Raw genomic sequence first — 23,069 nt, 5'->3', positions numbered from 1 at the left:
TTCACAAGTTGATGACTTTTTCGGGAGACATGAGCTAGTCTTGGCGACCGGTTTCACAAGTTGATGACTTTTTCGGGAGACATGAGACAGTCATGGCGACCGGTTTCACAAGTTGATGACTTTTTCGGGAGACATGAGCTAGTCTTGGCGACCGGTTTCACAAGTTGATGACTTTTTCGGGAGACATGAGACAGTCATGAAGACCGATTTCACAAGTTGATGACTTTTTCGGGGGCCATGAACTAGTCTTGGCGACCGGTTTCACAAGTTGTTGACTTTTTCGGGAGACATGAGCTAGTCTTGGCGACCGGTTTCACAAGTTGATGACTTTTTCGGGAGACATGAGCAGTCTTGGCGACCGGTTTCACAAGTTGATGACTTTTTCGGGAGACATAAGACAGCTATGTCGTCTCGGAAATGATCTTAACTAGTATTTTTAGTTTGCCAGTATTTAAATTACTTTCTTTAAAACAAAGGAGGGCACCAATGGATTTTTTAAGTTTACAAGGGATTCACCATACGTATTTTACAAAAAACTCTGCCACAACGGCCCTCTCCGATATTTCCCTTGAAATTAAGGAGGGAGAATTTATTTCCTTCCTTGGCCCAAGTGGCTGTGGAAAGACTACGCTGCTTTCTATTATCGCTGGATTAGTGGAACCAACCGCTGGAACAGTCACATTAGAAGGCACCGATGTAAACAATGCGAGTAAGAAGATTGGCTATATGCTTCAGCAGGATTATCTTTTCCCCTGGAAAACAATCGAAGAAAACATCTTAATTGGCTTTAAGATAGAGGGAAGTCTGGATAATTCTAAAAGAGATTATGCACTCACCTTGCTAGAAAAAATGGGGCTAAAAGGGGTCGAAAAGCAATACCCGAAACAATTATCTGGAGGAATGAGGCAGCGTGTCGCTTTAGTAAGGACTTTAGCAACTGAGCCAAAGCTGCTTATGCTTGATGAGCCATTTTCTGCCCTGGATTACCAAACAAAGCTTAAGCTGGAGGACCATGTTTCTAACACATTAAAATCTTTAGGAAAAACAGCAATTCTTGTTACTCATGATATCGGTGAAGCGATTGCAATGAGCGACCGAATTTTCCTTTTCTCTTCAAGACCTGGCACGATTCATCAAACGTTTGAAATGCCAGATGAAATAAGGGATGCAACACCTTTTCACGCACGCAATCACGAATTATATTCAAGTATTTTTCAGACTGTCTGGAAGGAGCTGGAATCCCTTGAATCCACAGACACATATTAATCAACTCCATCAAAAATATCTTCAATCATTGAAGCGGGAAAAGAAATGGGTTCGTTTTTACCAGCTGATTATATTTCTCGTCTTTTTCTCTGGCTGGGAGCTTGCTAGTAGAAATCAATGGGTTGATCCGTTAATTTTCAGTTCACCGTCAAAGGTTTGGACGCTTTTTCTCACAAAAGTTCAGGACGGAACGCTATTTGTTGATTTAAGCTATACACTATCTGAAACCGTATTTGGTTTTATCCTTGGAACCGTACTTGGTACTATACTTGCAGCGATTCTTTGGTGGTCACCAATGCTTTCAAAAATTGCTGATCCTTATTTAGTTGTCCTTAATTCAATGCCCAAAGTGGCACTCGGTCCGATTTTGATCGTTGCTCTAGGTCCTAGCTTCACTTCTATCGTTGCGATGGGTGCGATTATATCGATTATCATCACGACCATTGTCGTCTACACCGCTTTTAAAGAAGTCGATCCCAATTATATGAAAGTACTGCAAACCTTTGGTGCAACGAGGTTTCAAATTTTCAAAGAAGCGATCCTGCCCGCTTCTTTCCCAGTCATTATCTCCACATTAAAAGTCAATGTCGGTCTCTCATGGGTCGGTGTCATTGTTGGAGAATTCCTTGTCGCCTCAAAAGGGCTCGGGTATATGATTATCTACGGCTTCCAAGTGTTTAATTTTACATTAGTGATGCTTTCCTTGCTCGTGATTGCCGTATTCGCGACGATTATGTATCAGCTTGTTGAATTGCTAGAAAGAAAATTAATTAAAAATGGGTCATAAGAAAAGGGGCTTCCACTTTTCTTATGACCTTCTTTTAACGATCAATGATATTAATTCGATACTGTTCAAGCCAAATATTCATCTGTGATAAATGCGCGATGAGCTGTGGTCCTGTCATTAGCTGCCCATACCAGGGCACCTTGAATGAGGATCCATTTGAATCGATGATGTCTTGAACCTTTTGTTTGGAGATAAGTTCTAGGATTGGAGCGTTTTTATTATTGAGGATCGCCGTTAGCTTATTTTTGACTAGATTCATATATTGTGGATGATAGGTTTTTGGATAGGGACTTTTTTTACGGTATAGTACTTCATTTGGAAGAATACCTTCCAGTGCTTTACGTAGAATACCTTTTTCACGGCCATTTAGCATTTTCATTTCCCATGGGATATTCCAAGCATATTCAACAATGCGATGATCAGCAAACGGTACACGCACCTCTAAGCTTGCTCCCATGCTCATGCGATCTTTGCGGTCAAGCAATGTTTGCATAAACCAAACCATATTTAAATAGAACATTTCCCGACGGCGGGCTTCTGTTTCCGTTTCCCCGTCCAATTGAGGGGTTTCTGCCACTGTTTCGTTATATCGGTCCTGTACATATCCTTGTAAATTCAGCTTTTTCTGCCACTTTGGCAGAAGCAGCTGTTCTCTTTCAGCTTGTGATCGCATCCAAGGAAAGCCCTCCGTATTAAGTAATTCCTCTTTATAAAACCATGGGTACCCACCGAAAATTTCATCCGCACATTCACCTGACAACGCAACTGTAAAGTCTTGCTTTATTTGCTCACAAAACCATAAGAGGGAAGAGTCCACATCCGCCATCCCTGGCAGATCCTTCATAAGCACTGCATCTTCCAAGCGGTTTGCCAGCTGCTCATTATCAATAACGGCTGAGTGATGAATCGAGCCCAAATGCTGCTGCATCTTCTTGATCCATGGACCATCCTGATCAGGCTGAAACATACTTGCCTTGAAATACTCACTATTGCGATCATAATCGATTGAATACGTATGGAGCTGTCCTCTTCCTTCTTTTTTAAAATAAGCTGAAGCAAAGGCACTTAGGGCACTTGAATCAATACCGCCTGATAAAAAGGTACAAACCGGAACATCTGCAACCAATTGACGTTCAACTGCATCCTTAACTAGGGACCTCACCTGATCAACCGTTTCTTCAAGTGAATCCGTATGCTTCTTGCTTTCCACATTCCAATAACGCCAAATTCTCATCCCATTTCGAGAATAGATAAGTGCATGAGCAGGGCGAAGTTCCTTAACGCCTCGAAAGATTCCATGCCCTGGTGTTTTCGATGGCCCTAGTCCGAACACTTCTTGAAGTCCTTCACGGTCTACCTCTGCCTTTACATTCGGATGCGCCAAAATTGCCTTTAACTCTGAACCAAACAATAATGCCCCAGACTCCTCTTTATAAAATAACGGCTTCACACCTAATCGATCTCTCGCCATAAAAAGCTTCTCATTTTGATGATCCCAGACCGCAAAGGCAAAAATACCGTTTAAGTGTGCTATACAGCCTTCTTCCCACTCTATATATGCAGTCAACAGCACTTCTGTATCAGAATGGCTTTTGAACGAATGTCCTCTACGGATGAGCTCTTTACGAATATCCTCCGTATTATAAAGCTCTCCATTGTAGACCATCGTATACAATTTGCCGTTTTTCTCCTTCGTCATTGGCTGTGCGCCGCCTTCAGGGTCAACAACAATTAGACGTTTATGGCCAAGTGAGGCATGACGCGTACTCCAGACATTAGAAGCATCTGGACCACGCTTAGCTAAAGACTCCGCCATTTTTCCCACGATGAATTCGTCCTTTGTCAAATCACGATGCCAATCAATCCATCCTGTTATTCCACACACAGATGATCACACTCTTTCATTATTTTTTGTCTATTAATATTGTAAAATATACTGTTCCCGCTCCCATGGATGTACTTGCGTTCGGAACATATCCCACTCAATTTCTTTCGCTTCAATAAAATGTTCAAACAGATGAACGCCTAACGCACTTGTTATCACTTCATCGGTTTTTAAATTTTCAAGTGCTTGCGCAAGAGTGGATGGCAAATCAACAATCCCATTTTCAACACGCTCTTCTTTAGACATGACATAAATGTTACGATCGACTGGAGCTTTCGGTATGAATTGATTTTTAATTCCATCTAAGCCGGCTGCAAGTAGAACAGCCATCGCTAAATATGGATTAGCAGCAGGGTCGACACTTCTCACTTCAACACGTGTACTTAACCCTCTGGAGGCAGGGATACGAATAAGAGGACTTCTGTTTCTTGCAGACCAAGCAACATAGCATGGTGCTTCGTAGCCTGGGACTAATCTTTTATACGAATTAACTGTTGGATTGGTAATCGCAGTAAAGTTCGGTGCATGGTGTAAGATTCCCGCGATAAACTGTCTTGCTGTCTCACTTAACTCAAGTGCACCACTAGGATCATAGAAGGCATTCACCCCGTTTTTAAATAAGGATAGATTGCTATGCATCCCTGACCCATTCACCCCAAATAATGGCTTCGGCATGAATGTCGCATGCAGCCCATGCTTTCTCGCAATTGACTTCACAACAAGCTTAAAGGTTTGAATATCATCACAGGCTTTCAAGGCATTTTGATATTTAAAGTCTATTTCATGCTGCCCAGGTGCTACTTCATGGTGAGAGGCCTCGACCTCAAAGCCCATTTCTTCTAGCTCTAAAACAATATCTCGACGGCAATTTTCTCCTAGATCTGTCGGTGCTAAGTCAAAATAGCCTCCTTGATCATTTAGCTCAAGTGTTGGCTCGCCACTTTCATCAAGCTTAAATAGGAAAAACTCAGGCTCTGGTCCCACATTAAAGTCCGTAAATCCTAATTGCTTCATTTCGTTTAGCATTCGTTTTAAATTGCTGCGGGGATCGCCTTCAAATGGGGTGCCACCTGGATGAAAGATATCACAAATCAAGCGAGCAACCTTGCCTTTTTCAGCAATCCACGGAAAAATAACAAAGGTGTCTAAGTCTGGATATAAATACATATCCGACTCTTCAATACGGACAAATCCCTCAATGGACGAACCATCGAACATCATTTTATTATCCAATGCTTTTGGAAGCTGGCTGATCGGAATTTCCACATTTTTTATCGTTCCAAATAAATCAGTAAACTGCAAACGAATGTAGCGGACATTTTCCTCTTTAGTGATTTTAATAATTTCCTCTTTGCTATAAGACTTTGCCATCTTATTTTCCTCCCAATTTATTTTTTGTTAAAAAATTGTATCCGTGATGAATTCTCCATAGCAAATGTAAGCCGCTTCTCCCCGTTTCCAAACATGATTATTTTCATCCCAACGTATCGTCAGCTGACCTCCTGGGAGATGAACGGTAATAGGAATATACCGATCAACTAAGTGATTTAATGTGGCTGCAACAACAGCCGCACAGGCACCCGTGCCACAGGCCATCGTTATCCCTGACCCTCTCTCCCATACACGGTAATGAATCTCATGACGGCTTTTCACTTGAACAATGCCTAAGTTTACCCGTTCGGGAAATAAATCAGCATTCTCTATTTCAGGACCAATTTCTTCTAATGGAAAAGCTTCTACATCATCAACAAATATTATTGCATGTGGATTTCCCATGGAAACGCATGTCATTTGAAAACTTCGCTCACCAATTTCCAGCTGTTCATTTATCGTCTGTGTTTCTGGATCTCCTTTCATTGGGATCATTTCTTTCGTCAATTGCGGCTTTCCCATATCAATGGTTACCGATTGAACAATCCGCTTTTTATCTGGTTCCACCTTGACATGAACAATTCCGCCTAATGTTTCAATTGAAAACGCTGTGCTTGTCGCATACATGTGATCGAAAAGATATTTCGCTACGCATCGCAACCCATTCCCACAATTCTTCCCTTCTGACCCGTCTTCATTAAAAATCCTCATTTTGTAATCAGCTACTTCTGAGGGACAAATTAAAATCATGCCATCTGATCCAATGCCAGTATTTACATTGGAAACGGTTCGAGCAAGCTGTTCAAAATCCTGATTATCCATCGGCATTTCTAATAAATTAAAAAAGATATAATTGTTTCCTAAACCATGCATTTTCGTAAATTGCATAGGTCCCCTCCTTTTAAAAAATGAATTTGTCTCGACGTAATCTCTCTTTTAATTCTTCAATTACTTGTAACTCTTCCTTGATCCCCTTTGCTTGAAAAGTAACGGAAAAGCGGATATATGGACCTGCCTCATCCCATGGTACAGTAGAGATTAAATGCTCACGTATTAAATATTGGCTGAAAGCTTCGGCTGATTGAAACGTTGGACCACCTGCTACTGCTTTAGGGGCCTTCGTGTATAAAAAAAAGGATCCCTTTGGCTTCTCCGCATGAAAGCCACATTCTCTCAATGCTTTTGCTAGCCAATCATGCCGCCTCGAATACTTTGCGGTAGTATGCTCCGTTATTTCCGGATGTGCTAGGGCATAGGCAGCTGCTTTCTGAATGGCAATGAATTGACCGGAATCATGATTATCCTTAACCGTAGCAAATGCCTTTACAAGCTGTTCATTCCCTGCAATAAACCCAATACGCCATCCTGTCATATTGAATGATTTCGACAAAGAATGAAGCTCTATGCCCACATCTTTCGCACCTGGCACAGATAAGAAACTTAGCGGCTTTTCCCCCTCAAATACAAGAGCTGAATACGCAGCATCATGAACGACAATCAGCTGATGCTTCTTAGCAAATTGAACAACTTCTTCAAAAAATGCTGCAGTTGCCACCGCTCCTGTCGGGTTATTCGGGTAATTTAAATACAGGAGCTTCGCCTTTTCTAGGACACGATCACTCAACGAATCTAGCTCAGGCAGAAATGAATTTTCTTCAGTAAGCGGAAGCTGAACTACATCCCCTCCACAATATTTCGTATGGGTAGCTAAAATTGGGTAACTAGGCGAAGGCATAATGGTAAGATCTCCAGGATTAATGAAGGCTGTCGGCACCATCGCCAATGCTGACTTCGAACCAATTACATGATTCATTTCTTTTACAGGATCAAGATGAGTTACCCCAAACACCTTTTCCATATAAGAGGCAGCCGCTTGCTTAAACTCACTAATCCCATTATCTGCATAAAAGCGGTTTTCAGGCTTGCCAGCTTCTTCTGCTAATTTGTATACGACCCTCTCATCTGCCATTTCATCAGGTTCACCAACTCCCAAATCAATCAGCTCCATATGTGGATTTGCTTGAATGGCTTCTTTTTTGGCTCGTTTAATCTTTGCGAATTTATAGATCTCTTCTTTCAATCCAAATTGAAGTCCGCCTATTCGGTCTGCAAACAAGTGTTGAATATAATCGGTTGTCATCGTAAATCCTCCATTGTTGGCCTGCTAATCTAAAATAATATGATATATTTTATCATTCAAAAAGCCATTTTGATTTACACCCAATTAGTAAATATTTGCACTTTTTTACATAACTTTTTAAAAAAAACAGAAAGAAGGGGCGATCCAATATGGTCGGTTGGATCGCCCCTTCTTTAGATTTCAATATTTTTAATTATCTTTGCTGGATTGCCGCCAACTACAACATTATCTGGTACATCTTTTATAACGACTGCCCCTGAAGCAATAACAACATTATTCCCTATAGTTACACCTGGATTAATTACTGCACTGCCACCAATCCACACATTGTTTCCAAAAGTAATCGGTTTTCCATACTCTTTCCCTGTATTACGTTCAGTTGGGTTAAGAGGATGTGTTGCAGTATAGATTTGTACCCCTGGCGCAAGCATACAATTATCCCCAAATCGGACTTCGCAAACATCTAAAATCGTACAATCAAAGTTAGCAAAAAAATTCTCACCTACATATGTGTTGTACCCGTAATCAAAACGTATATTGGGCTCCATATATACCTCTTCGCCAGTGGACCCCAGTAATTCTTTTAATAATTTTGTGCGCCTTTCTCTTTCCGTTTCTATCGTTTGATTATATATCCTAACCTTGCGCCTTGCTTCCTCACGTTCCTTTAATAAGATCGGATCAACAGGATCATACATTTCTCCCGCTAGCATTTTTTCTTTTTCTGTTTTCATTAGAGCATCTTCCTTTTAGAACTTTATTTGTCAATTCTAACATTTTGAATACTCAACAGGAGATTTTAACTAATCCTTTCACCGTATTTCCGAAGGATTCTTCCCTGTATACTTTTTAAATTGCCTACTAAAAAAGTGAAGGTCTTTGTAACCGAGGGCGTCGGCTGCTTCGGTTACGGTCATCCCCATGTTATGTAGCAAATGCTCGGCACGATCAATCCTTGAGCGGATGATATAATTCGTAACCGTGTGGCCGATGATTTCTTTAAACTTTTGGGAAAAATAGCGTGGAGATAGATTGGCTCGATTAGCTAAGCTTTCTATCGAATGTGAATTTCCTGGATGCTGTTGGATGAAATTAGCAATTTCTCGAATCGTTTCAAGAATGTCATTGCTAACATGTTCTAGTCTTTGAATCATTTCACGCTCTTCTCTTAATAGATGGATCATTAATTGTTTTAATATTAGTTTCGCTTCAATTTCTGCTCCGAACGTTTTGAATAAAAATAATCGGACATATCTGGTTAATAAAGATTCGAAAGGGATCCGATCCTGCACAATGCGATACGACTTAGGCATGAATTCAGGGATTTCATCGATATCGAAATGGATGTAACTGAGCACAAGCGGGCTTTGCCGTTCATGTGTGGCTGTTGTCCAATCACCAGGCTTGAATAAAAAACAGCTTCCCTTCTGTATCTCATATTCCTTCCCATTAAGAGTGACTGTTCCCTTCCCACTCCACACATAGAATAAATCATAATTTGGCAATGGCAGATCCCTCTTTCTCCATTGCCAATTTGGCTCACAATGAATTGTCGCGAAAGCAGGTTTCAAAATAAAAGCTTCTGGATTCAAATGTAGCATCACGCTCTCCCTCTCTTAATCCAATCGTTCGATTCTTGCAATGCTCTCCTCTGTAACTTGATCCTTCATAATAAAGCTATACTCAACGCCCCATCTTAATTCTAAAAGATTGCCTTCCACAAGTACTGGACCGTTCGTTTCAAAATAATGTTCATTATCCTTGAGCTCATCCACCACACAATAGCAAATAGCCTTTACAAAACTTTCTCCATTTAGTGTCACTTCGTATTCCCCGATTAATCTAATGGATGACACAGTTGCACCTGTTTCCTCGAAAACTTCACGTCGAGCAGCCTCTTCAATCGTTTCCCCGTTTTCAATCTTTCCCCCCGGAAACTCCAGGCCTCTTATTTTATGCTTCGTTAACAGCCATTTTCCATCCTTTTTACCTATAACTAATACATGTGCTGGTCGCTGATCAAATGCATGACTCGTAAAAGCCAGCCGCACGAATCCCCCATTTGCATCTGTGAATGTCTTCACTTGAATCCCTCACTTCATAATTTATAAAACAATTATACCGTTGATTTTTTCGCGTGACTAATGACATATTTAATCATTGCATTCTTTATGATAAAAGTAACAAATTATCATTTTTTGAAACTTTTACTAATTTTTTCATGTAGAATAAGGCGTAGAACTTTATTGGACTATGAATCTTCCAAATGGTTTTACTGTGCATTTAATTGATTAATCGTAAAGGGGATGTCTTATTTTGAAAAAATCATTATCTATTCTAACAGGCTTATTACTCATTTTCATGCTAGCTGCTTGCAATCAAACGGCAGAGCCTGTAAATGAACCAAACGAGGAAGAAACACCTGTAGCTGACAAAGAGGGAGAAGCTGCAGAAGAAAAAGCATCTGAATTAACATTAGAAGAGGTATTCAACAAATCAGCAGAAGCCTCTGAAACTTTAAAAAGCTTTGCCGTACAAATGGAAATGACTCAGGAGATGAGCTCTGATCAAGAGGAACTAAATATGAAAACAAGTTCAGTAATTGATATGAGTGTCGTAACAGAACCGATGGCTTATTATCAAAAAATGAAGATGTCTTTAGGTGAAGAATCCGAAAGCTTTGAGATGGAAAGCTATTTTTCTGCAGACGGGATGTTTCTCTATGAACCTGAAAGTAGCCAATGGATGAAATTTCCTCAAGAAATGACGGAAGCTTTCCTTCAAATGGCTGGACAGCAACAGCCCAATCCGAGTGAAGAACTGAAAAAATTACAGCAATTCGTGGAGGATTTCACCTTTGAGCAGGATTCATCTAACTATATTCTTAAATTAAAAGCCTCTGGTGATAAGTTTAACGACTTTATAAAAGCAACTGCTGCAGAGCAATTGCCTCCAGAAATGGCTCTTGAGGAAGTACTCAATAATATGAATGTGAATGCAGTTGATTATGAAATTCTTATAAATAAAGAAACCTTCTACCCATCTGCTTTAATTATGAATATGGATATGGATATGACAATTGAAGGACAAACAATTTCATTAGTACAATCCATGAATGGACAATATTCAAGCTATAATGAGATTGATGAAATTGTCATTCCACAGGAAGTAATTGATTCAGCTGTTGACATGGGAATGTAGCATACAGAGGAAATCGGATTCGTTAGCCGATTTCCTTTTTTCCATCCGGAAGATGAGATATTGCTTGCCTTTTCCTATTTTAAAACACCCATCTGCTCAATATGGCTTTTTGCCTCTGCATCCCCAAGCTCATAAATAAGCCCATATACTTTTTGGAGTGTGTGATCATACCGATCATTGGATTGATCATGATGATATTCTAAAAATGGAACATGCGCACGCCAAAAGGAAACCCAATCATTTTCGTTCGTGTTAGTAAAATATCCGCGTAATTCTTGAATCTCAGCTTCCGTTGCTTCTATTTTGAAATCCCATGGAGAATCAGTTGCACTTTGAGTAATTTCACCTTGGGCAACCATTATATAATACGTTTTTTTATCATTCATCATCTTGGTCATCCCCCTTTTTCTTTACTTATCATTTCCCACATTTGAAATAAAATAATCTCATTTTGCTGACATTCGGATGAAATTTACATATGCTAGAAGGGAAAGATAAGCCAACATAGGATGATTTACAATCTTAATTAGGAACTTTTCTTTTCTTTAAACTCCTTTCTAAATGTTTGTTGTTTTTAAAACAATCGTTAGAATGAATGGTTTACCAAATAGGTCGGTTGATTGGAGCGGAAGGTGCGAGATCCTCAAAAATGCTGTCGCATTTCCTTCGTGCGGTGTGAATTCTAAGGAGTTTACTCAATGTCCTGCGGGATGCGTAGGACAGCTGAGACCCCGCAGGAGCGTTAGCGACGAGGAGGCTCAAGCGGACTACCCCGCGGAAAGGGAGCACACGTGCGCGGAAATCAACCTTTACCAATTATGTGTAAAATAGCAACAATGTTTAAGAAAACAACCTTACTTTAAAAATCATTTACCTGCTAATCCGTCAATAAAAATAAGGCAGAAATTAAAATTTTGACATAAAAGATAATTTTTTATCATCTTAAGTAGGAATTAAGTATACAATAAGAGAAATAAACACTTCATCGGGAGGTGACTTCATGAAAATTATTGATGAACTATATGAACTTTATCGGGATAAGTTAACAGGAGACGAAGAAGATATCGATATGCTTGCCTTCGCCTTTTTAGAAGAAATGAGTCGCGAAGATTTATTAAGCATGATCAACGATTTAAATAATCAGGAGCTATACGATTTAATGGGCCTTTATTTAATCGAAAGCTTGAAAGGCAAATTTGCCAATGAGGATTTCAGACAGCAGCGTAACCCTGCCATCCACCAGCGGAATATTCATTAATCACATACATATTTTAAGCTCCAATACTTATGCATGTCGATTTCCTATGCTTATTCCTTGGTACAGCTTTGAGTCAGTGGGTGCATACTTCCCGTTGCTGCAGGATAAGGCATGCAATCACAAAAGATTGAATGAAAAAGGATGGTTTCTAAGAGTTTTCACCCATTACAGAAACCATCCTTTTTTGTGTTTACTATCCTATCCTAAGTATGCTTTTAGCATCCAAATATGTTTTTTCAAGCTTTGCTTAATTGCAATTAGCATGTCCCCGGTGCCTTCATCATTTGCTTCCTCTGCTAATTGAATCCCTTCCTGAAGCTCGTCCGCCATTTTGATAAAGTCCGCACAAATAGCCTTAACCATATCCTCTTCCATTTCATTCCCCGCTGCCTCTTCAATCGAAGCCATTTCAAGACATGCCTTCATTGTTCCAACTGGGCTTCCTTCAAGGGAAAGAATACGCTCCGCCAACTCATCAATATGCTGATTCGCTTCATTATAAAGCTCTTCAAATTTTTCATGCAATGTAAAGAAGTGGCGGCCTTTTATATACCAATGATAGTTATGCAGCTTCATATACAGGACTGTCCAATTTGCCACTTGTTTATTTACTGCTTGGATTAATTTATCACTCATCTAATCAACCTCCCAATTTTATATTACCCTCAGCTCTTTCGTCCTAAACATGGCAACTTCATGGTAAAATGAATAAAGATACTTTATTTATTGCAGTCATTATGTGTTTGCATAAAGGAATAGAAAAAAAGGAGGATTGTTCATGATTGCCATATTATTAGTTGTTTCTTTCATTATTGTTGCGGTTATTATTTTTTTATGTGTCATTACAACCTCAAAGGCATATAAATTTAAGCACACAGTTGATTCAATTGATCCACTACCTAATCAAAATCAAGATGGAAAATCCAGAACAAGTACGCAAGCACATTAGAAGCTAGATTTGTCTTAAGATCTGTGCTTTTACGTTAGCAAGTAGGAACTTTGTCTAATCAAAATGTGATGGGCAAATATGAATTTTCCTAAATAAAATAAGGCTGTTTTCACAAATGTTGCTATTTTACACATAATTTTGGTAAAGGTTGATTTCCGCGCACGTGTGCTCGCTTTCCGTGGGGTTGGCGCTGAGCCTCCTCGTCGCTCACGCTCCTGCGGGGTCTCATCTGTCCAACGCATCCCACAGGACATTGAATAAGCTTCTTTGGATTCACAGCGCACGAAGGAAATGCGACAGCATTTTCGAGGATCTCGCACCTTCCGCTCCAATCAACCGACCTATTTGGTGAACTATTCATTCTTACATTTGATTTGTAAAAAACACTCTTTTAGAAAAAATCCCAAAATAAAAACCGGACTGATTTCTTGGATCAGTCCGGTTTTTATTTTATTATGCGAATACTTGCTTCAATTCTTCCTTTGATTGCTCCAACCAAAAACGCATTAAACGCTTGGCACCTTCTAGATCATGAAGCTTTGCTTGACCACACTGCTTTTCATTTGCAGCTGGAATCTCTGTAATTTCAACAGCAGCCTTCATTGTATCATCGAGTAAATCAATCATTTCTTCAACAGTTGGTTCACCACTTACAACTAAGTAAAATCCTGTTTGACAACCCATAGGTGAAATATCAATAATATCAAAGTGATCGTACTTTTCCGAATAGGTTCGAATATTAAAGGCAAGAAGATGCTCTAATGTATGAATCGCATCTGGCTTCATTGCTTGTTTATTCGGCTGACAAAAACGGATATCGAATTTATTTACAACTCCATCTGTTCCCACTTTATGCACTCCACAGTGGCGGACATATGGTGCTTTAACCGCATTATGATCTAATTCAAAACTTTCAACTGATGGCATTTACGTTCACTCCTTTAATTATGCTTCCTTTATTGTAACGTAAATTCCGAGTAATTTCATCAACAAAATAAGGAATTTATTTTTCGACTAAAATTTATTTATATGCTATCTTTTACGTAGATATAAATGAATGCTGTTTTCATAAACATTGTTGTTGATGAGATAAAGTTGGTAAAGGTTGATTTCCGCGTACGTGTGCTCCAATCAACCAGACCATTAATAACAATCTTTTAGAGAAGAATATAAACGAAAGATAGGAATGATAAACTTGCTGAAAAAAATAATGATTGGAGTCATTCGTTTTTACCAAATTGTTATTTCCCCGTTAAAGCCGCCTACTTGCCGTTTTTATCCGACCTGCTCTCATTACGGACTTGAATCCGTAAAAAGATTTGGGGCATTAAAAGGCGGATGGCTAGCGATTAGACGCATCTTAAAATGCCATCCCTTTCATCCAGGTGGAATTGATCTCGTTCCAGAAAGAAAAGCGAAAAAGGACATGAATTAATTTTCATATCCATTAACAACAAGATCTAGTTTCCCAGTACTTGGGTGAATGACTAATCCATGTACAGGAATATCATCTGGCATTAATGGATGTTTTTTCACCATTTTCACACTATGAGCAACACTTTCTTCTACATTTTCAAAGCCTCTTAGCCATTCCTTTACATCCACACCTGAATATGTAATTGTATCTAAAGCAGCTTCTGATTTCCCACGCTTCCTCATACTTTCCATTATGCCATCAGGCTTCATTCCGCTCATTCCACAATCATGGTGGCCAATAATTAATACTTCTTCTGCCTGAAGCTGATAAACAGCAACTAGCAAGCTTCTCATAATACTACCAAATGGATGTGTAACAAGTGCACCAGCATTTTTAACAAGCTTCACATCACCATTTTTTACATTTAATGCTTTTGGAAGCAATTCAACTAAGCGTGTATCCATACATGTTAATAAAACCATTTTTTTATTAGGCAATTTGGTTGTTGTGTATTTTTCGTATTTTTTTTCTTCTACAAATTGTTCATTGAAATCTAGAATCTCTTCAAGTAGTCTCATTTTCTTTCTCCTTGCTTCATAAATTTGTTCTAATTAAAGGATACAAAAAAATGTTCTTTTAAACAAATTTTACTCTTGATTTTTTCATACTTTTTTTGTAGAATTACTTTTGTGAATCGGAATGATTACGGATTATTTTTTTGTTATTTAAATCGTAATAGATACGATTTATTCTCAGAATATAAAGTTAATTGGCATCTTTTAAATAAAGATTATTGCTATGTCACGCATTTAAAAAAGAGCCTTTTAAAAAGAACATAAATAAAAATAGAAACACCCCTCAAGGGAAAAGGAGATTACATGAAAAAGCTAGTATTGTTTTTAATCCTACTAACCGTTTTAGTTGGATGTACGAATACATCAGATGAAGAAGTGGCAACAGAAACAGACAATCAGAAACTCTCTATTTATACGACCGTTTATCCATTACAGTATTTCACTGATCGAATTGGCGGCGATTACGTGGAAACTTCTACTGTGTATCCCCCTGGTTCAGATGAACATTCATTTGAACCTACGCAAAAAGATATGATCAAATTAGCAGAAGCAGACCTGTTTATTTATGTTGGACTTGGATTGGAAGGATTTGTTGAAAAAACTCAAAAGACGTTAGCTAATGAAGAAGTGGTCTTGCTAGCTGCTGGAGAAAATGTTCAACTACTGCCTGCTAGTACGAAGGAAGAAGATCATCATGATCATGAACACGATCATGAAGACGGCCACCACCACGGAGATATTGATCCACATGTCTGGCTGGATCCCCTTTATGCAAAGGATTTAGCTGAAGAAATCAAACAGGCATTAATTAAAAAAATGCCAGAACAGCAAGAGAATTTCGAAGCAAATTATCAGCAGCTCGCTAGTGAGCTTGAAAAACTAGATGCCGATTTCTCTCAAACGATTCAAGAGGCAAAGCATAAGGAGATTATTGTTTCGCATTCTGCCTATGGTTACTGGGAGGAACGCTACGGCTTGAAACAAATAAGTATTTCAGGCCTCAACTCATCTGATGAACCAACACAAAAGGATTTAGAAAAAATCATTGCTGAAGGAAAGAAACAACAATTAAAATATGTGTTTTTTGAACAAAATGTAAGTACAAAGCTTACTGAAATTATTCAGAAGGAGCTTGGTGCAGCACCACAAGTACTGCATAATCTATCAGTACTTACAAATGAGGATATCAAAAATCAAGCGACTTATTTTTCGATTATGGAAGCAAATTTAAAAGCATTGAATACCGCATTAAATGAGTAAACCTCCAATTTTGGTAGGTTTTTTCTTTATTACAATAAGTGCAGCAGTTAGTCCTTCAATTGGAAGGAATCAGAACTTCCTAACCTCCACAAAATATAATAGGTGGCAAACCCCACCGAAGATATCCAGAGGAGTGAAGCGTAATGGCCAAAGATGTCTTGTGTGAAGTAAATAATTGTACGTACTGGGAACGTGGAAATAAATGTGGAGCTGAACAAATTTATGTTGTCAGCCATAAAGGGGATACGGCAAATAATAGCAAGGAAACAGATTGCAAAACATTTGAACCGGAGTATTCATAATGATCTCATCAGAGGGATTTCCCTCTGATGATTTTCCCCTCAATCAAGCAATTTACGCAGCTCTTTACGCATGATTTTCTTTGCTGCATTTCTTGGCATAACGTCGAGAAAAGAAATTTGCTTTGGCACTTTATATTTCGCTAAATGTTGCTGACAATAATGGATTAGTTCTTCCTGGATATTGTTATCTTTCGTCACGACAAATGCAACAGGCACTTCTCCCCATTGTTCATCCTTCATTCCAATCACACCTGCATCTGTGATAGCAGGATGGGAAACAAGTACACCCTCGATTTCAGCAGGATAAATATTCTCCCCGCCAGAAATGATTAAATCTGAACGCCGATCAAGTACATACAGAAAACCTTCTTCATCAACATAGCCTATATCCCCTGTTGAAAACCATTGACCAGCAAATTGTTTTTCCGTTTCCTCTTTTCGATTAAGATAACCACTAGTTACATTGGGCCCCTTTACGAAAATCTCTCCAGCCTCATTGGCTTCTGCTTCTCTGCCATTCACATTGATTATTTTAAGTGCAGAAGGGAATAGTGGCTTTCCTGCTGATCCTAGCTTCTTTAAGCTATCCTCAGGGGCTAGTGTCACAATTTGTGAAGCTGTTTCTGTCATTCCATACGTTTGAAAAACAGGAATTTGCTTTGTAAGGCATTGTTCAAGTAATGTCTTAGGTGCGGGCCCACCGCCTAGCAGCATACAGCGAAAATCAACTGGCAACCTCTCATCTTTTAATTCTGAAACAATGCGCTGAAGCATCGTCGCAACGACAGACATGATCGTAACTTTTTCAGAGTGAATCCTTTGGATCGTATTTTTTTCATCAAAGGAGTCAAGGATGACAATCTTCATTCCATAAATCAGGCTTCTCATTAAAATTGAATAGCCGCTAATATGAAACATCGGAACCGCACAAAGCCAGCAGTCCTTCTCAGAAAGTCCGAGATTTAGAGCAGAGCCAACTGCACTCCACCAATGATTCCCATAAGTTTGGAGAACACCTTTTGGGTGTCCTGTCGTCCCAGACGTATACATCACTGTACATACATCCTCAAGATTTACTTCATCAACAACAATTGGGGCAATAAATGCGGACCCAACTAATTCTTCTTTTACAATTCCCTTTAAATTTGGAAGAGATTCTTGTATGGAGTGCCATTTTGCAGAGAATTCCTCCTCAGTCACGACGAATTGCGCTTTAGAATCTTTCAATTGCCAGGCAAGCTCTGCTGATGTTAATCGATTATTTAATATAACCGCCCGCAAACCAATCAGCTGGAAAGCTACATAGATCAATGCTGTATCCGCATGATTATTAAGCAGTACCCCAACATACTGACCCTTTTTCAAACCAAGTGCAGATAATTGACCAGCAATTTGATAGGATTTGTCATATAGCTTAGAAAATGTGTAAGTTTTCCCCTTAAATTCAATCGCCTCTCTATTTGGCGTTAAAGAAGCACGCTTTTTTATAAAATTAGGTATGAATTGATTTGTCATTTAATGTTCCTCACAATTTCCAAATAATTTAACGCCAGCATTCATAGTAGATATCAGCCGATATAGATAATAGATCTGCCAAACTCATTGTACTTAATAAAAAAGCCTGATGGAAGATACCCATCAAGCTGTTCAATCGATTTAAGGAAAACGTGGGAATTGACCAAAATCTGGCTTGCGCTTTTCTTTAAACGCATCGCGGCCTTCTTTTGCTTCCTCTGTTGTATAGTAAAGCAATGTAGCGTCTCCTGCAAATTGCTGGATTCCTGCAAGTCCATCTGTATCTGCATTAAATGCTGCTTTCAAGAAGCGAAGAGCTGTTGGACTCTTTTCAAGCATTTCTTCACACCATTTGATTGTTTCTGCTTCTACATCAGCAAGAGGAACAACCGTATTCACTAATCCCATATCCAATGCTTCTTGTGCATTGTATTGACGGCATAAGTACCAAATTTCACGTGCTTTTTTATGTCCGACAATTCTTGCTAAATAGCCTGAGCCATAACCCGCATCAAAGCTGCCGACTTTCGGGCCAGTTTGACCAAATACAGCATTATCTGCAGCAATTGTTAAATCACAAACGATATGTAATACATGTCCTCCGCCAATTGCATATCCCTTTACCATTGCGATAACTGGTTTCGGAATCACACGAATTAAGCGTTGTAAATCAAGAACATTTAAACGTGGGATTTGATCGTCTCCCACATATCCACCATGTCCACGAACAGATTGGTCTCCACCTGAACAGAATGCTTTGTCTCCAGCACCTGTTAAAATAATGACACCAACATTTGAATCATCTCGTGCAAAAGCAAATGCATCTATTAATTCCATCACCGTTCTTGGTGTAAACGCATTATGCTTTTCAGGGCGATTAATTGTAATCTTTGCAATTCCATTGTATGTTTCATACATAATTTCTTGATACTGTTTTCCGGCAATCCATTCTACTGCTGACATTACAAAATCCTCCTTTTGGATGTATTCTCGCATGTTAAAAGGTTTTCCTTTTTTCATTCGACAAGAATTCATTTACTATTGTACCAAATATTTTCGGTTTCTCCACATGTATTGCATGTCCACAATCGAAAACCGTTTTCACTGATGAGAATTTTATTGATTCTTGCATTTGTTCTGCTATCGTACAAAACTTCTTGTCTAAGCTTCCTGTTATAAGAAGTGTAGGCGTATTCAATGCATCTAACTCATCCCACCAAGAAGGCTGAGCACCTGTGCCCATCCCTTTTAGGCTATAAAATAAGCCATCTTGTGAGTTTTTCATTCGTTCATTTCTAATTTCTTCTCGAATAGCCACTGGCAGTCTTTTTTGACTTTGAAATAGAGGGATGTTCTCCCAATAATCAACAAAATGAGCGAGTCCATGATCTTTAATTGTTGTCGCTAGCTTCAAATCCTGTAATCTTCTTATTTCTTGTTCCTCAGCAGTCCTGAGGCCTGGTGAAGAACTTTCTAAAATAAGCTTTCTCACCTTTTTGGGGAACTTAATTGCAAATGTAAGTGCGAGCCTGCCACCCATGGAATACCCTAGGAGATCGATTTGCTCAATCCCTATTTGGTCCATCAGCTCGGCAATATCATTTGCTGCAGCCTCTATCTCGTATCTCCCTACACCAATAGGGGAATCAGATTGTCCATGCCCAATAATATCTAGTGCAAATACATTTAACGTTTGTTCCCAGTCTGGTTTGAGCTTTCTCCAGGATGTGGCACTTCCAGTAAAGCCATGGAGAAGCAAGAAAGGAAATGCTTCCTTATTCCCCCAAGAATCCACATAATAGTTTATCCCATCGACACGATATTTCATCAGCATTCGCCTGCTAATAATCGACTTATTTCCTGGGAAACTGACGCCCATAATTCTCGATGTTCGGCTAAATTCCTGTCCCGATTTGTTGTAATTTCTGTAACTTTTAACCCACTACAATCATGAGTGAGTACGTCTGCAAATTGTCTCCAATCTTTAATTAGCTCGTACTCCCCACCATACATTTTCACTACATGCTCGAATTCCAAATTCAAAGGTGTACCAAATAGTTTTTCAAAATTCTTTGGGTGGTTTGCTTGTGGAAGGAAGGAAAAGATTCCCCCGCCATTATTATTAATTAAAATAATATGAATCGGAATATCATATTGCTTCGCAGCAATTAATCCATTTAAATCATGGAAGAAGGTTAAATCGCCTAAAACTAAATAAAGTGGCTGTGAACGCGTTGCTGCACCTAAAGCAGTTGAAACGACTCCATCAATTCCGTTCGCGCCTCGATTTCCCATGATTTTTATCCCTTTTTCATTAAAATGGAAAAAGGTATCTAAATCTCTAATTGGCATACTATTGCCAACAAAAAGGGTTGCTCCTTTAGGAAGAGTTTCAGCTAATTGAGAAAATAACTTCCCTTCACTTAGCGCATCTGTCTCATTTATTTTCGCAAGGTGGTGCCTAGTTAATTGATTCACATCTTTCCACTGATCAAAAAAACAAGAATCCGTTCTTTCTTCTATAAATGGCAGAATCGAATGACATAGGTTCGTTTCTTGGCAATAAATCATTTCTGTTGAAATCATACCAGGATCTCGCCAGCCACCGCCACCATCAACAACAAATTGGCGGACATCCTCACACTCTTTTAAGAAAATCGTCAATGACTTAGAAACAGGCATTGCTCCAAAACGAATAATTAGATCTGGCTTCAACTGCTGCATTGCTGCCTCGTTTTTCAAAAAAGTATCATATGTATCAATAATAAAGGTGCCATCATGCTTTCCACTTCTTAACTGGGAAAGCGGGTCAGCTAGAATGGGCAGCTTAAGCTTCTTTGCCAATTGAGTGACTGCTTCTGCAAACCCATCTGTTTCAATCGGACCGCATACAATCATGCCTCGTTTATACGCAGTGATGCTTTCTGCCATTTCCTCTGCTTGTGCTTTTGTTAGAGATACATCACCCGATTGAATCTTTACATACCCATGAGCACGTTCGTTTAATTCAAATAAATCATCTCGATCCAATTGGGGAATTAATGGCTCTCTAAATGGAAAGTTCAAATGAACAGGACCTGCTGGTGCACGCAATGCTGTACTTGCGGCTCTCGCACATACCGTTCTTGCATAGCGGATCATTTCCTTTGTGTTCTCTGGTGGTGCCATTTCTACGAACCATTTCACATGATTTCCATACAAATGAATTTGATCAATTGCCTGTGGAGCACCAACATCTCTTAATTCATGCGGACGATCGGCGGTCATGACAATTAATGGAACTCTTGAAATATTTGCTTCAGCAATAGCAGGAAAGTAGTTCGCAGCTGCTGTGCCTGATGTACAAAGAATGGCGACTGGCCTTTTCGAAGCTTTTGCTATTCCTAACGCAAAAAAGGCAGCCGAACGTTCGTCTACATGAATATGCACACGAAGTTCAGGATGCTCATGAATCACCATTGCCATCGGGGTAGACCTTGAGCCTGGGCTGACAACGACATCCTCTACCCCACTTTTATATAATTCAGAAACAAACGCAGCAATATAAGAGGTTAGAGACTCTTGATGATTCATTTGATTATTCCTCCTAGTGCCGTTAACATCGGTCGAAATTTAATTTTTGTTTCGATGTATTCACTGTCAGCGATCGAATCCTCTACAACACCACAACCTGCAAAAATAGATGCTTCATCTCCTTGAATAAGACCTGAACGAATAGATACGGCGAATTCGCCATTTTCTTCATAGTCCATCCAGCCGATTGGCGCTCCATAAAAGCCACGGTCTAATTCTTCGACTTCTCTAATTTTTTGAACAGCTTCCATCTTAGGTAAACCACCTAATGCAGGTGTTGGATGCAAACGGTCCACTAATGAAAGCAGAGACGTATCTTTTTTTGCTTTGCCAGTCACCGGTGTATATAGATGCTGAATATCTCTCATTTTTAGCAGCCCGGTTTTGTTAGGAAGCGTCACTTCTTCACATACTGCTTCCATTGCCTCTTTAATCATTCGAACGACATAATGATGCTCAATGCTATTCTTCGGGTCATTTAATAGTTCATTTCCTAGTCGCTGATCTTCCTCTTCTGTCTTCCCTCTTGCACTGGAACCTGCAAGACAGGTTGTCAAGAAGCTTGTGCCATTTTTCTTTACAAGCCGTTCAGGAGAAGCCCCTATAAAGCAATCCCCATTGGATTCAAACGCAAATATAAAGCTTTCTTGCTGTTCTTTAAGTAAATGCTTAAGCACCTGCTCAATTTGAATGGTCTGATTGAAACGAAGTCTTGTTTCCCTTGCTAAGACTACTTTCTTCAATGAACCCGCTTTCAGTTCATTCACAACAGCAGTGACTGTTTCTTTCCATTTTTCAGGATGAATCTCTTCCTCATTGATCAGCTCATTTTTCTCTTCATTAAGTTCTGCTCCAGCTGTAATAAATACTTTTCTTTCTGCACTAATCATTTCTGCTAAAGAGGCATGATCATGTTGAGTACAAACCACATTGGTAGTTAAATAGGCTTTCCCATTGAGCTCACTGTACATAAATTTTGGAATATGGAAAAGAGAATTTGAATATTTGGACCAAAGCTTTGTTTTAGCTTTAAGCGGATCAAATGAAAATCCACCAAACATCACAGGACCGATTCCATTTTTTTGATAACGATTATAAATAATCGCATCCTCTATAAAGCTTTTCCATTCCTTTTCCACAAGAAAAAAGCGGTCAGCTGCCTGATCCGATTGAATTTGTTTACATATTCCAAGACCGATCATAAATGTCTCATTTGACGGGTCCTTCCAGAAAAAACGTTCTCCTAAATAGAGCTTGTTCCCTGCTGCGAAAAATGAAAGAGGGTCGATACGATGAATTTCTTGCACTTCACTTACTAAAATTGGTTTAGATAAATTTTTTGCCCTCTCGATCGCTTTCAGGATTCCTTCTTTTAGCTCCGTTCCTTGTATCGTAACCAAAAAAATCCCTCCAACAACAGCCGATTGCTGTTATCCTTCGTCTACGCTAATTGTACCATACACTTCTTTTCATTCATATGTCAATCATCAGCGTCACTCCCTTTGTTTTTCACATTTCTCCATTACTTTTAACGATTCGACATAAGGAATGAAACAACCTAAAAAAATCA

At 39.2% G+C, this 23,069-nt stretch carries 24 protein-coding genes; 8 read left to right on the top strand and 16 right to left on the bottom strand.

Going from position 1 to position 23,069, the window contains the following annotated elements; all coding sequences use genetic code 11:
- Positions 1 to 486 precede the first annotated feature (486 nt).
- Both J2Z40_RS17760 and J2Z40_RS17755 read left to right on the top strand, forming a co-directional pair.
- Entirely contained in the window at positions 487 to 1,266 is a 780-nt protein-coding gene (locus tag J2Z40_RS17760; protein ID WP_066397008.1) for an ABC transporter ATP-binding protein, read from the top strand.
- Positions 1,244 to 2,053, top strand: coding sequence for an ABC transporter permease (locus J2Z40_RS17755; protein WP_066397010.1), 810 nt, complete (start codon positions 1,244 to 1,246; stop codon positions 2,051 to 2,053). The genes J2Z40_RS17760 and J2Z40_RS17755 overlap by 23 nt, the downstream gene beginning before the upstream one ends.
- A 34-nt stretch (positions 2,054 to 2,087) precedes the next feature.
- Here J2Z40_RS17755 and asnB read toward each other — a convergent pair whose 3' ends face one another.
- The 7 genes from asnB to ytkD form a co-directional block, all read right to left on the bottom strand.
- Positions 2,088 to 3,938: an asparagine synthase (glutamine-hydrolyzing) gene (gene asnB, locus J2Z40_RS17750; RefSeq protein ID WP_066397013.1), complete on the bottom strand. Its 1,851-nt coding sequence runs from the start codon at positions 3,936 to 3,938 to the stop codon at positions 2,088 to 2,090.
- Positions 3,939 to 3,971: 33 nt separating this feature from the next.
- Positions 3,972 to 5,309: a type I glutamate--ammonia ligase gene (gene glnA, locus J2Z40_RS17745; protein ID WP_066397015.1), complete on the bottom strand. Its 1,338-nt coding sequence runs from the start codon at positions 5,307 to 5,309 to the stop codon at positions 3,972 to 3,974.
- Positions 5,310 to 5,336: 27 nt separating this feature from the next.
- Positions 5,337 to 6,197 (bottom strand): diaminopimelate epimerase, encoded by an 861-nt coding sequence (gene dapF / locus J2Z40_RS17740; RefSeq protein WP_066397016.1) that lies wholly within the window; start codon positions 6,195 to 6,197, stop codon positions 5,337 to 5,339.
- A gap of 13 nt (positions 6,198 to 6,210) precedes the next feature.
- A complete protein-coding gene (locus J2Z40_RS17735; RefSeq protein WP_066397017.1) occupies positions 6,211 to 7,449 on the bottom strand; it encodes an LL-diaminopimelate aminotransferase in 1,239 nt (412 codons plus the stop codon).
- A 173-nt stretch (positions 7,450 to 7,622) separates the two neighbouring features.
- Complete coding sequence (locus tag J2Z40_RS17730; RefSeq protein ID WP_066397019.1) at positions 7,623 to 8,183, bottom strand: sugar O-acetyltransferase; 561 nt, start codon at positions 8,181 to 8,183, stop codon at positions 7,623 to 7,625.
- Positions 8,184 to 8,261: 78 nt separating this feature from the next.
- Positions 8,262 to 9,050: a helix-turn-helix domain-containing protein gene (locus J2Z40_RS17725; RefSeq protein ID WP_066397024.1), complete on the bottom strand. Its 789-nt coding sequence runs from the start codon at positions 9,048 to 9,050 to the stop codon at positions 8,262 to 8,264.
- Positions 9,051 to 9,065: 15 nt separating this feature from the next.
- Positions 9,066 to 9,533 (bottom strand): RNA deprotection pyrophosphohydrolase, encoded by a 468-nt coding sequence (gene ytkD, locus J2Z40_RS17720; RefSeq protein WP_066397027.1) that lies wholly within the window; start codon positions 9,531 to 9,533, stop codon positions 9,066 to 9,068.
- Between the two features lie 232 nt (positions 9,534 to 9,765).
- Between ytkD and J2Z40_RS17715 the strand changes: the two genes are divergently transcribed.
- A complete protein-coding gene (locus J2Z40_RS17715; RefSeq protein ID WP_083953947.1) occupies positions 9,766 to 10,650 on the top strand; it encodes a DUF6612 family protein in 885 nt (294 codons plus the stop codon).
- Positions 10,651 to 10,724: 74 nt separating this feature from the next.
- Here J2Z40_RS17715 and J2Z40_RS17710 read toward each other — a convergent pair whose 3' ends face one another.
- Entirely contained in the window at positions 10,725 to 11,039 is a 315-nt protein-coding gene (locus J2Z40_RS17710) for a hydrolase (protein ID WP_066397035.1), read from the bottom strand.
- A gap of 611 nt (positions 11,040 to 11,650) precedes the next feature.
- Here J2Z40_RS17710 and J2Z40_RS17705 point away from each other — a divergent pair.
- Positions 11,651 to 11,908, top strand: a complete 258-nt coding sequence (locus J2Z40_RS17705; protein WP_066397036.1) for a DUF6154 family protein — start codon at positions 11,651 to 11,653, stop codon at positions 11,906 to 11,908.
- A 198-nt stretch (positions 11,909 to 12,106) separates the two neighbouring features.
- Here J2Z40_RS17705 and J2Z40_RS17700 read toward each other — a convergent pair whose 3' ends face one another.
- On the bottom strand, positions 12,107 to 12,544 hold the full coding sequence (locus J2Z40_RS17700; protein WP_066397037.1) for a Dps family protein: 438 nt from the start codon (positions 12,542 to 12,544) through the stop codon (positions 12,107 to 12,109).
- Positions 12,545 to 12,686: 142 nt separating this feature from the next.
- Between J2Z40_RS17700 and ytzI the strand changes: the two genes are divergently transcribed.
- Positions 12,687 to 12,857, top strand: coding sequence for a YtzI protein (ytzI, locus tag J2Z40_RS17695; protein ID WP_083953948.1), 171 nt, complete (start codon positions 12,687 to 12,689; stop codon positions 12,855 to 12,857).
- 453 nt (positions 12,858 to 13,310) lie between these two features.
- Here the strand turns inward: ytzI and J2Z40_RS17690 are convergent, their stop codons facing one another.
- On the bottom strand, positions 13,311 to 13,784 hold the full coding sequence (locus J2Z40_RS17690; RefSeq protein ID WP_066397041.1) for an S-ribosylhomocysteine lyase: 474 nt from the start codon (positions 13,782 to 13,784) through the stop codon (positions 13,311 to 13,313).
- Between the two features lie 268 nt (positions 13,785 to 14,052).
- Here J2Z40_RS17690 and yidD point away from each other — a divergent pair, with 268 nt between their 5' ends.
- Positions 14,053 to 14,292 (top strand): membrane protein insertion efficiency factor YidD, encoded by a 240-nt coding sequence (gene yidD / locus J2Z40_RS17685; protein WP_066397043.1) that lies wholly within the window; start codon positions 14,053 to 14,055, stop codon positions 14,290 to 14,292.
- On the opposite strand, the gene J2Z40_RS17680 is transcribed toward yidD, so the two are convergent.
- Entirely contained in the window at positions 14,289 to 14,852 is a 564-nt protein-coding gene (locus tag J2Z40_RS17680; protein ID WP_066397046.1) for a beta-class carbonic anhydrase, read from the bottom strand. The genes yidD and J2Z40_RS17680 overlap by 4 nt on opposite strands.
- A gap of 300 nt (positions 14,853 to 15,152) precedes the next feature.
- Between J2Z40_RS17680 and J2Z40_RS17675 the strand changes: the two genes are divergently transcribed.
- Positions 15,153 to 16,109 (top strand): metal ABC transporter solute-binding protein, Zn/Mn family, encoded by a 957-nt coding sequence (locus J2Z40_RS17675; protein ID WP_066397049.1) that lies wholly within the window; start codon positions 15,153 to 15,155, stop codon positions 16,107 to 16,109.
- 143 nt (positions 16,110 to 16,252) lie between these two features.
- Complete coding sequence (locus J2Z40_RS17670) at positions 16,253 to 16,411, top strand: DUF1540 domain-containing protein (protein WP_066397051.1); 159 nt, start codon at positions 16,253 to 16,255, stop codon at positions 16,409 to 16,411.
- 39 nt (positions 16,412 to 16,450) lie between these two features.
- Here J2Z40_RS17670 and J2Z40_RS17665 read toward each other — a convergent pair whose 3' ends face one another.
- The 5 genes from J2Z40_RS17665 to J2Z40_RS17645 all read right to left on the bottom strand — a co-directional run bounded on the left by J2Z40_RS17665 (position 16,451) and on the right by J2Z40_RS17645 (position 22,899).
- Positions 16,451 to 17,926, bottom strand: a complete 1,476-nt coding sequence (locus tag J2Z40_RS17665) for an o-succinylbenzoate--CoA ligase (protein ID WP_066397054.1) — start codon at positions 17,924 to 17,926, stop codon at positions 16,451 to 16,453.
- A 141-nt stretch (positions 17,927 to 18,067) separates the two neighbouring features.
- The gene (menB, locus tag J2Z40_RS17660) at positions 18,068 to 18,889 is read right to left on the bottom strand and encodes a 1,4-dihydroxy-2-naphthoyl-CoA synthase (protein WP_066397055.1); all 822 of its coding nucleotides are present in this window, start codon (positions 18,887 to 18,889) and stop codon (positions 18,068 to 18,070) included.
- Between the two features lie 34 nt (positions 18,890 to 18,923).
- Entirely contained in the window at positions 18,924 to 19,754 is an 831-nt protein-coding gene (gene menH, locus J2Z40_RS17655) for a 2-succinyl-6-hydroxy-2,4-cyclohexadiene-1-carboxylate synthase (RefSeq protein ID WP_066397056.1), read from the bottom strand.
- Positions 19,754 to 21,499 carry a 2-succinyl-5-enolpyruvyl-6-hydroxy-3-cyclohexene-1-carboxylic-acid synthase gene (gene menD, locus J2Z40_RS17650; RefSeq protein WP_066397057.1) on the bottom strand — a complete coding sequence of 582 codons (1,746 nt, stop codon included), beginning with the start codon at positions 21,497 to 21,499 and terminating at the stop codon, positions 19,754 to 19,756. Before menD ends, menH begins: the two co-directional genes overlap by 1 nt.
- Entirely contained in the window at positions 21,496 to 22,899 is a 1,404-nt protein-coding gene (locus J2Z40_RS17645) for an isochorismate synthase (protein WP_066397060.1), read from the bottom strand. Before J2Z40_RS17645 ends, menD begins: the two co-directional genes overlap by 4 nt.
- Positions 22,900 to 23,069: the final 170 nt, after the last annotated feature.

Origin of the sequence: Cytobacillus eiseniae, from assembly GCF_017874625.1 — a bacterium.
Classification (GTDB): Bacteria; Bacillota; Bacilli; order Bacillales; family Cytobacillaceae; genus Cytobacillus; species Cytobacillus eiseniae.
Note: the sequence above shows the minus strand (reverse complement) of the source record. Positions and strands in the feature narration are given on the sequence as shown.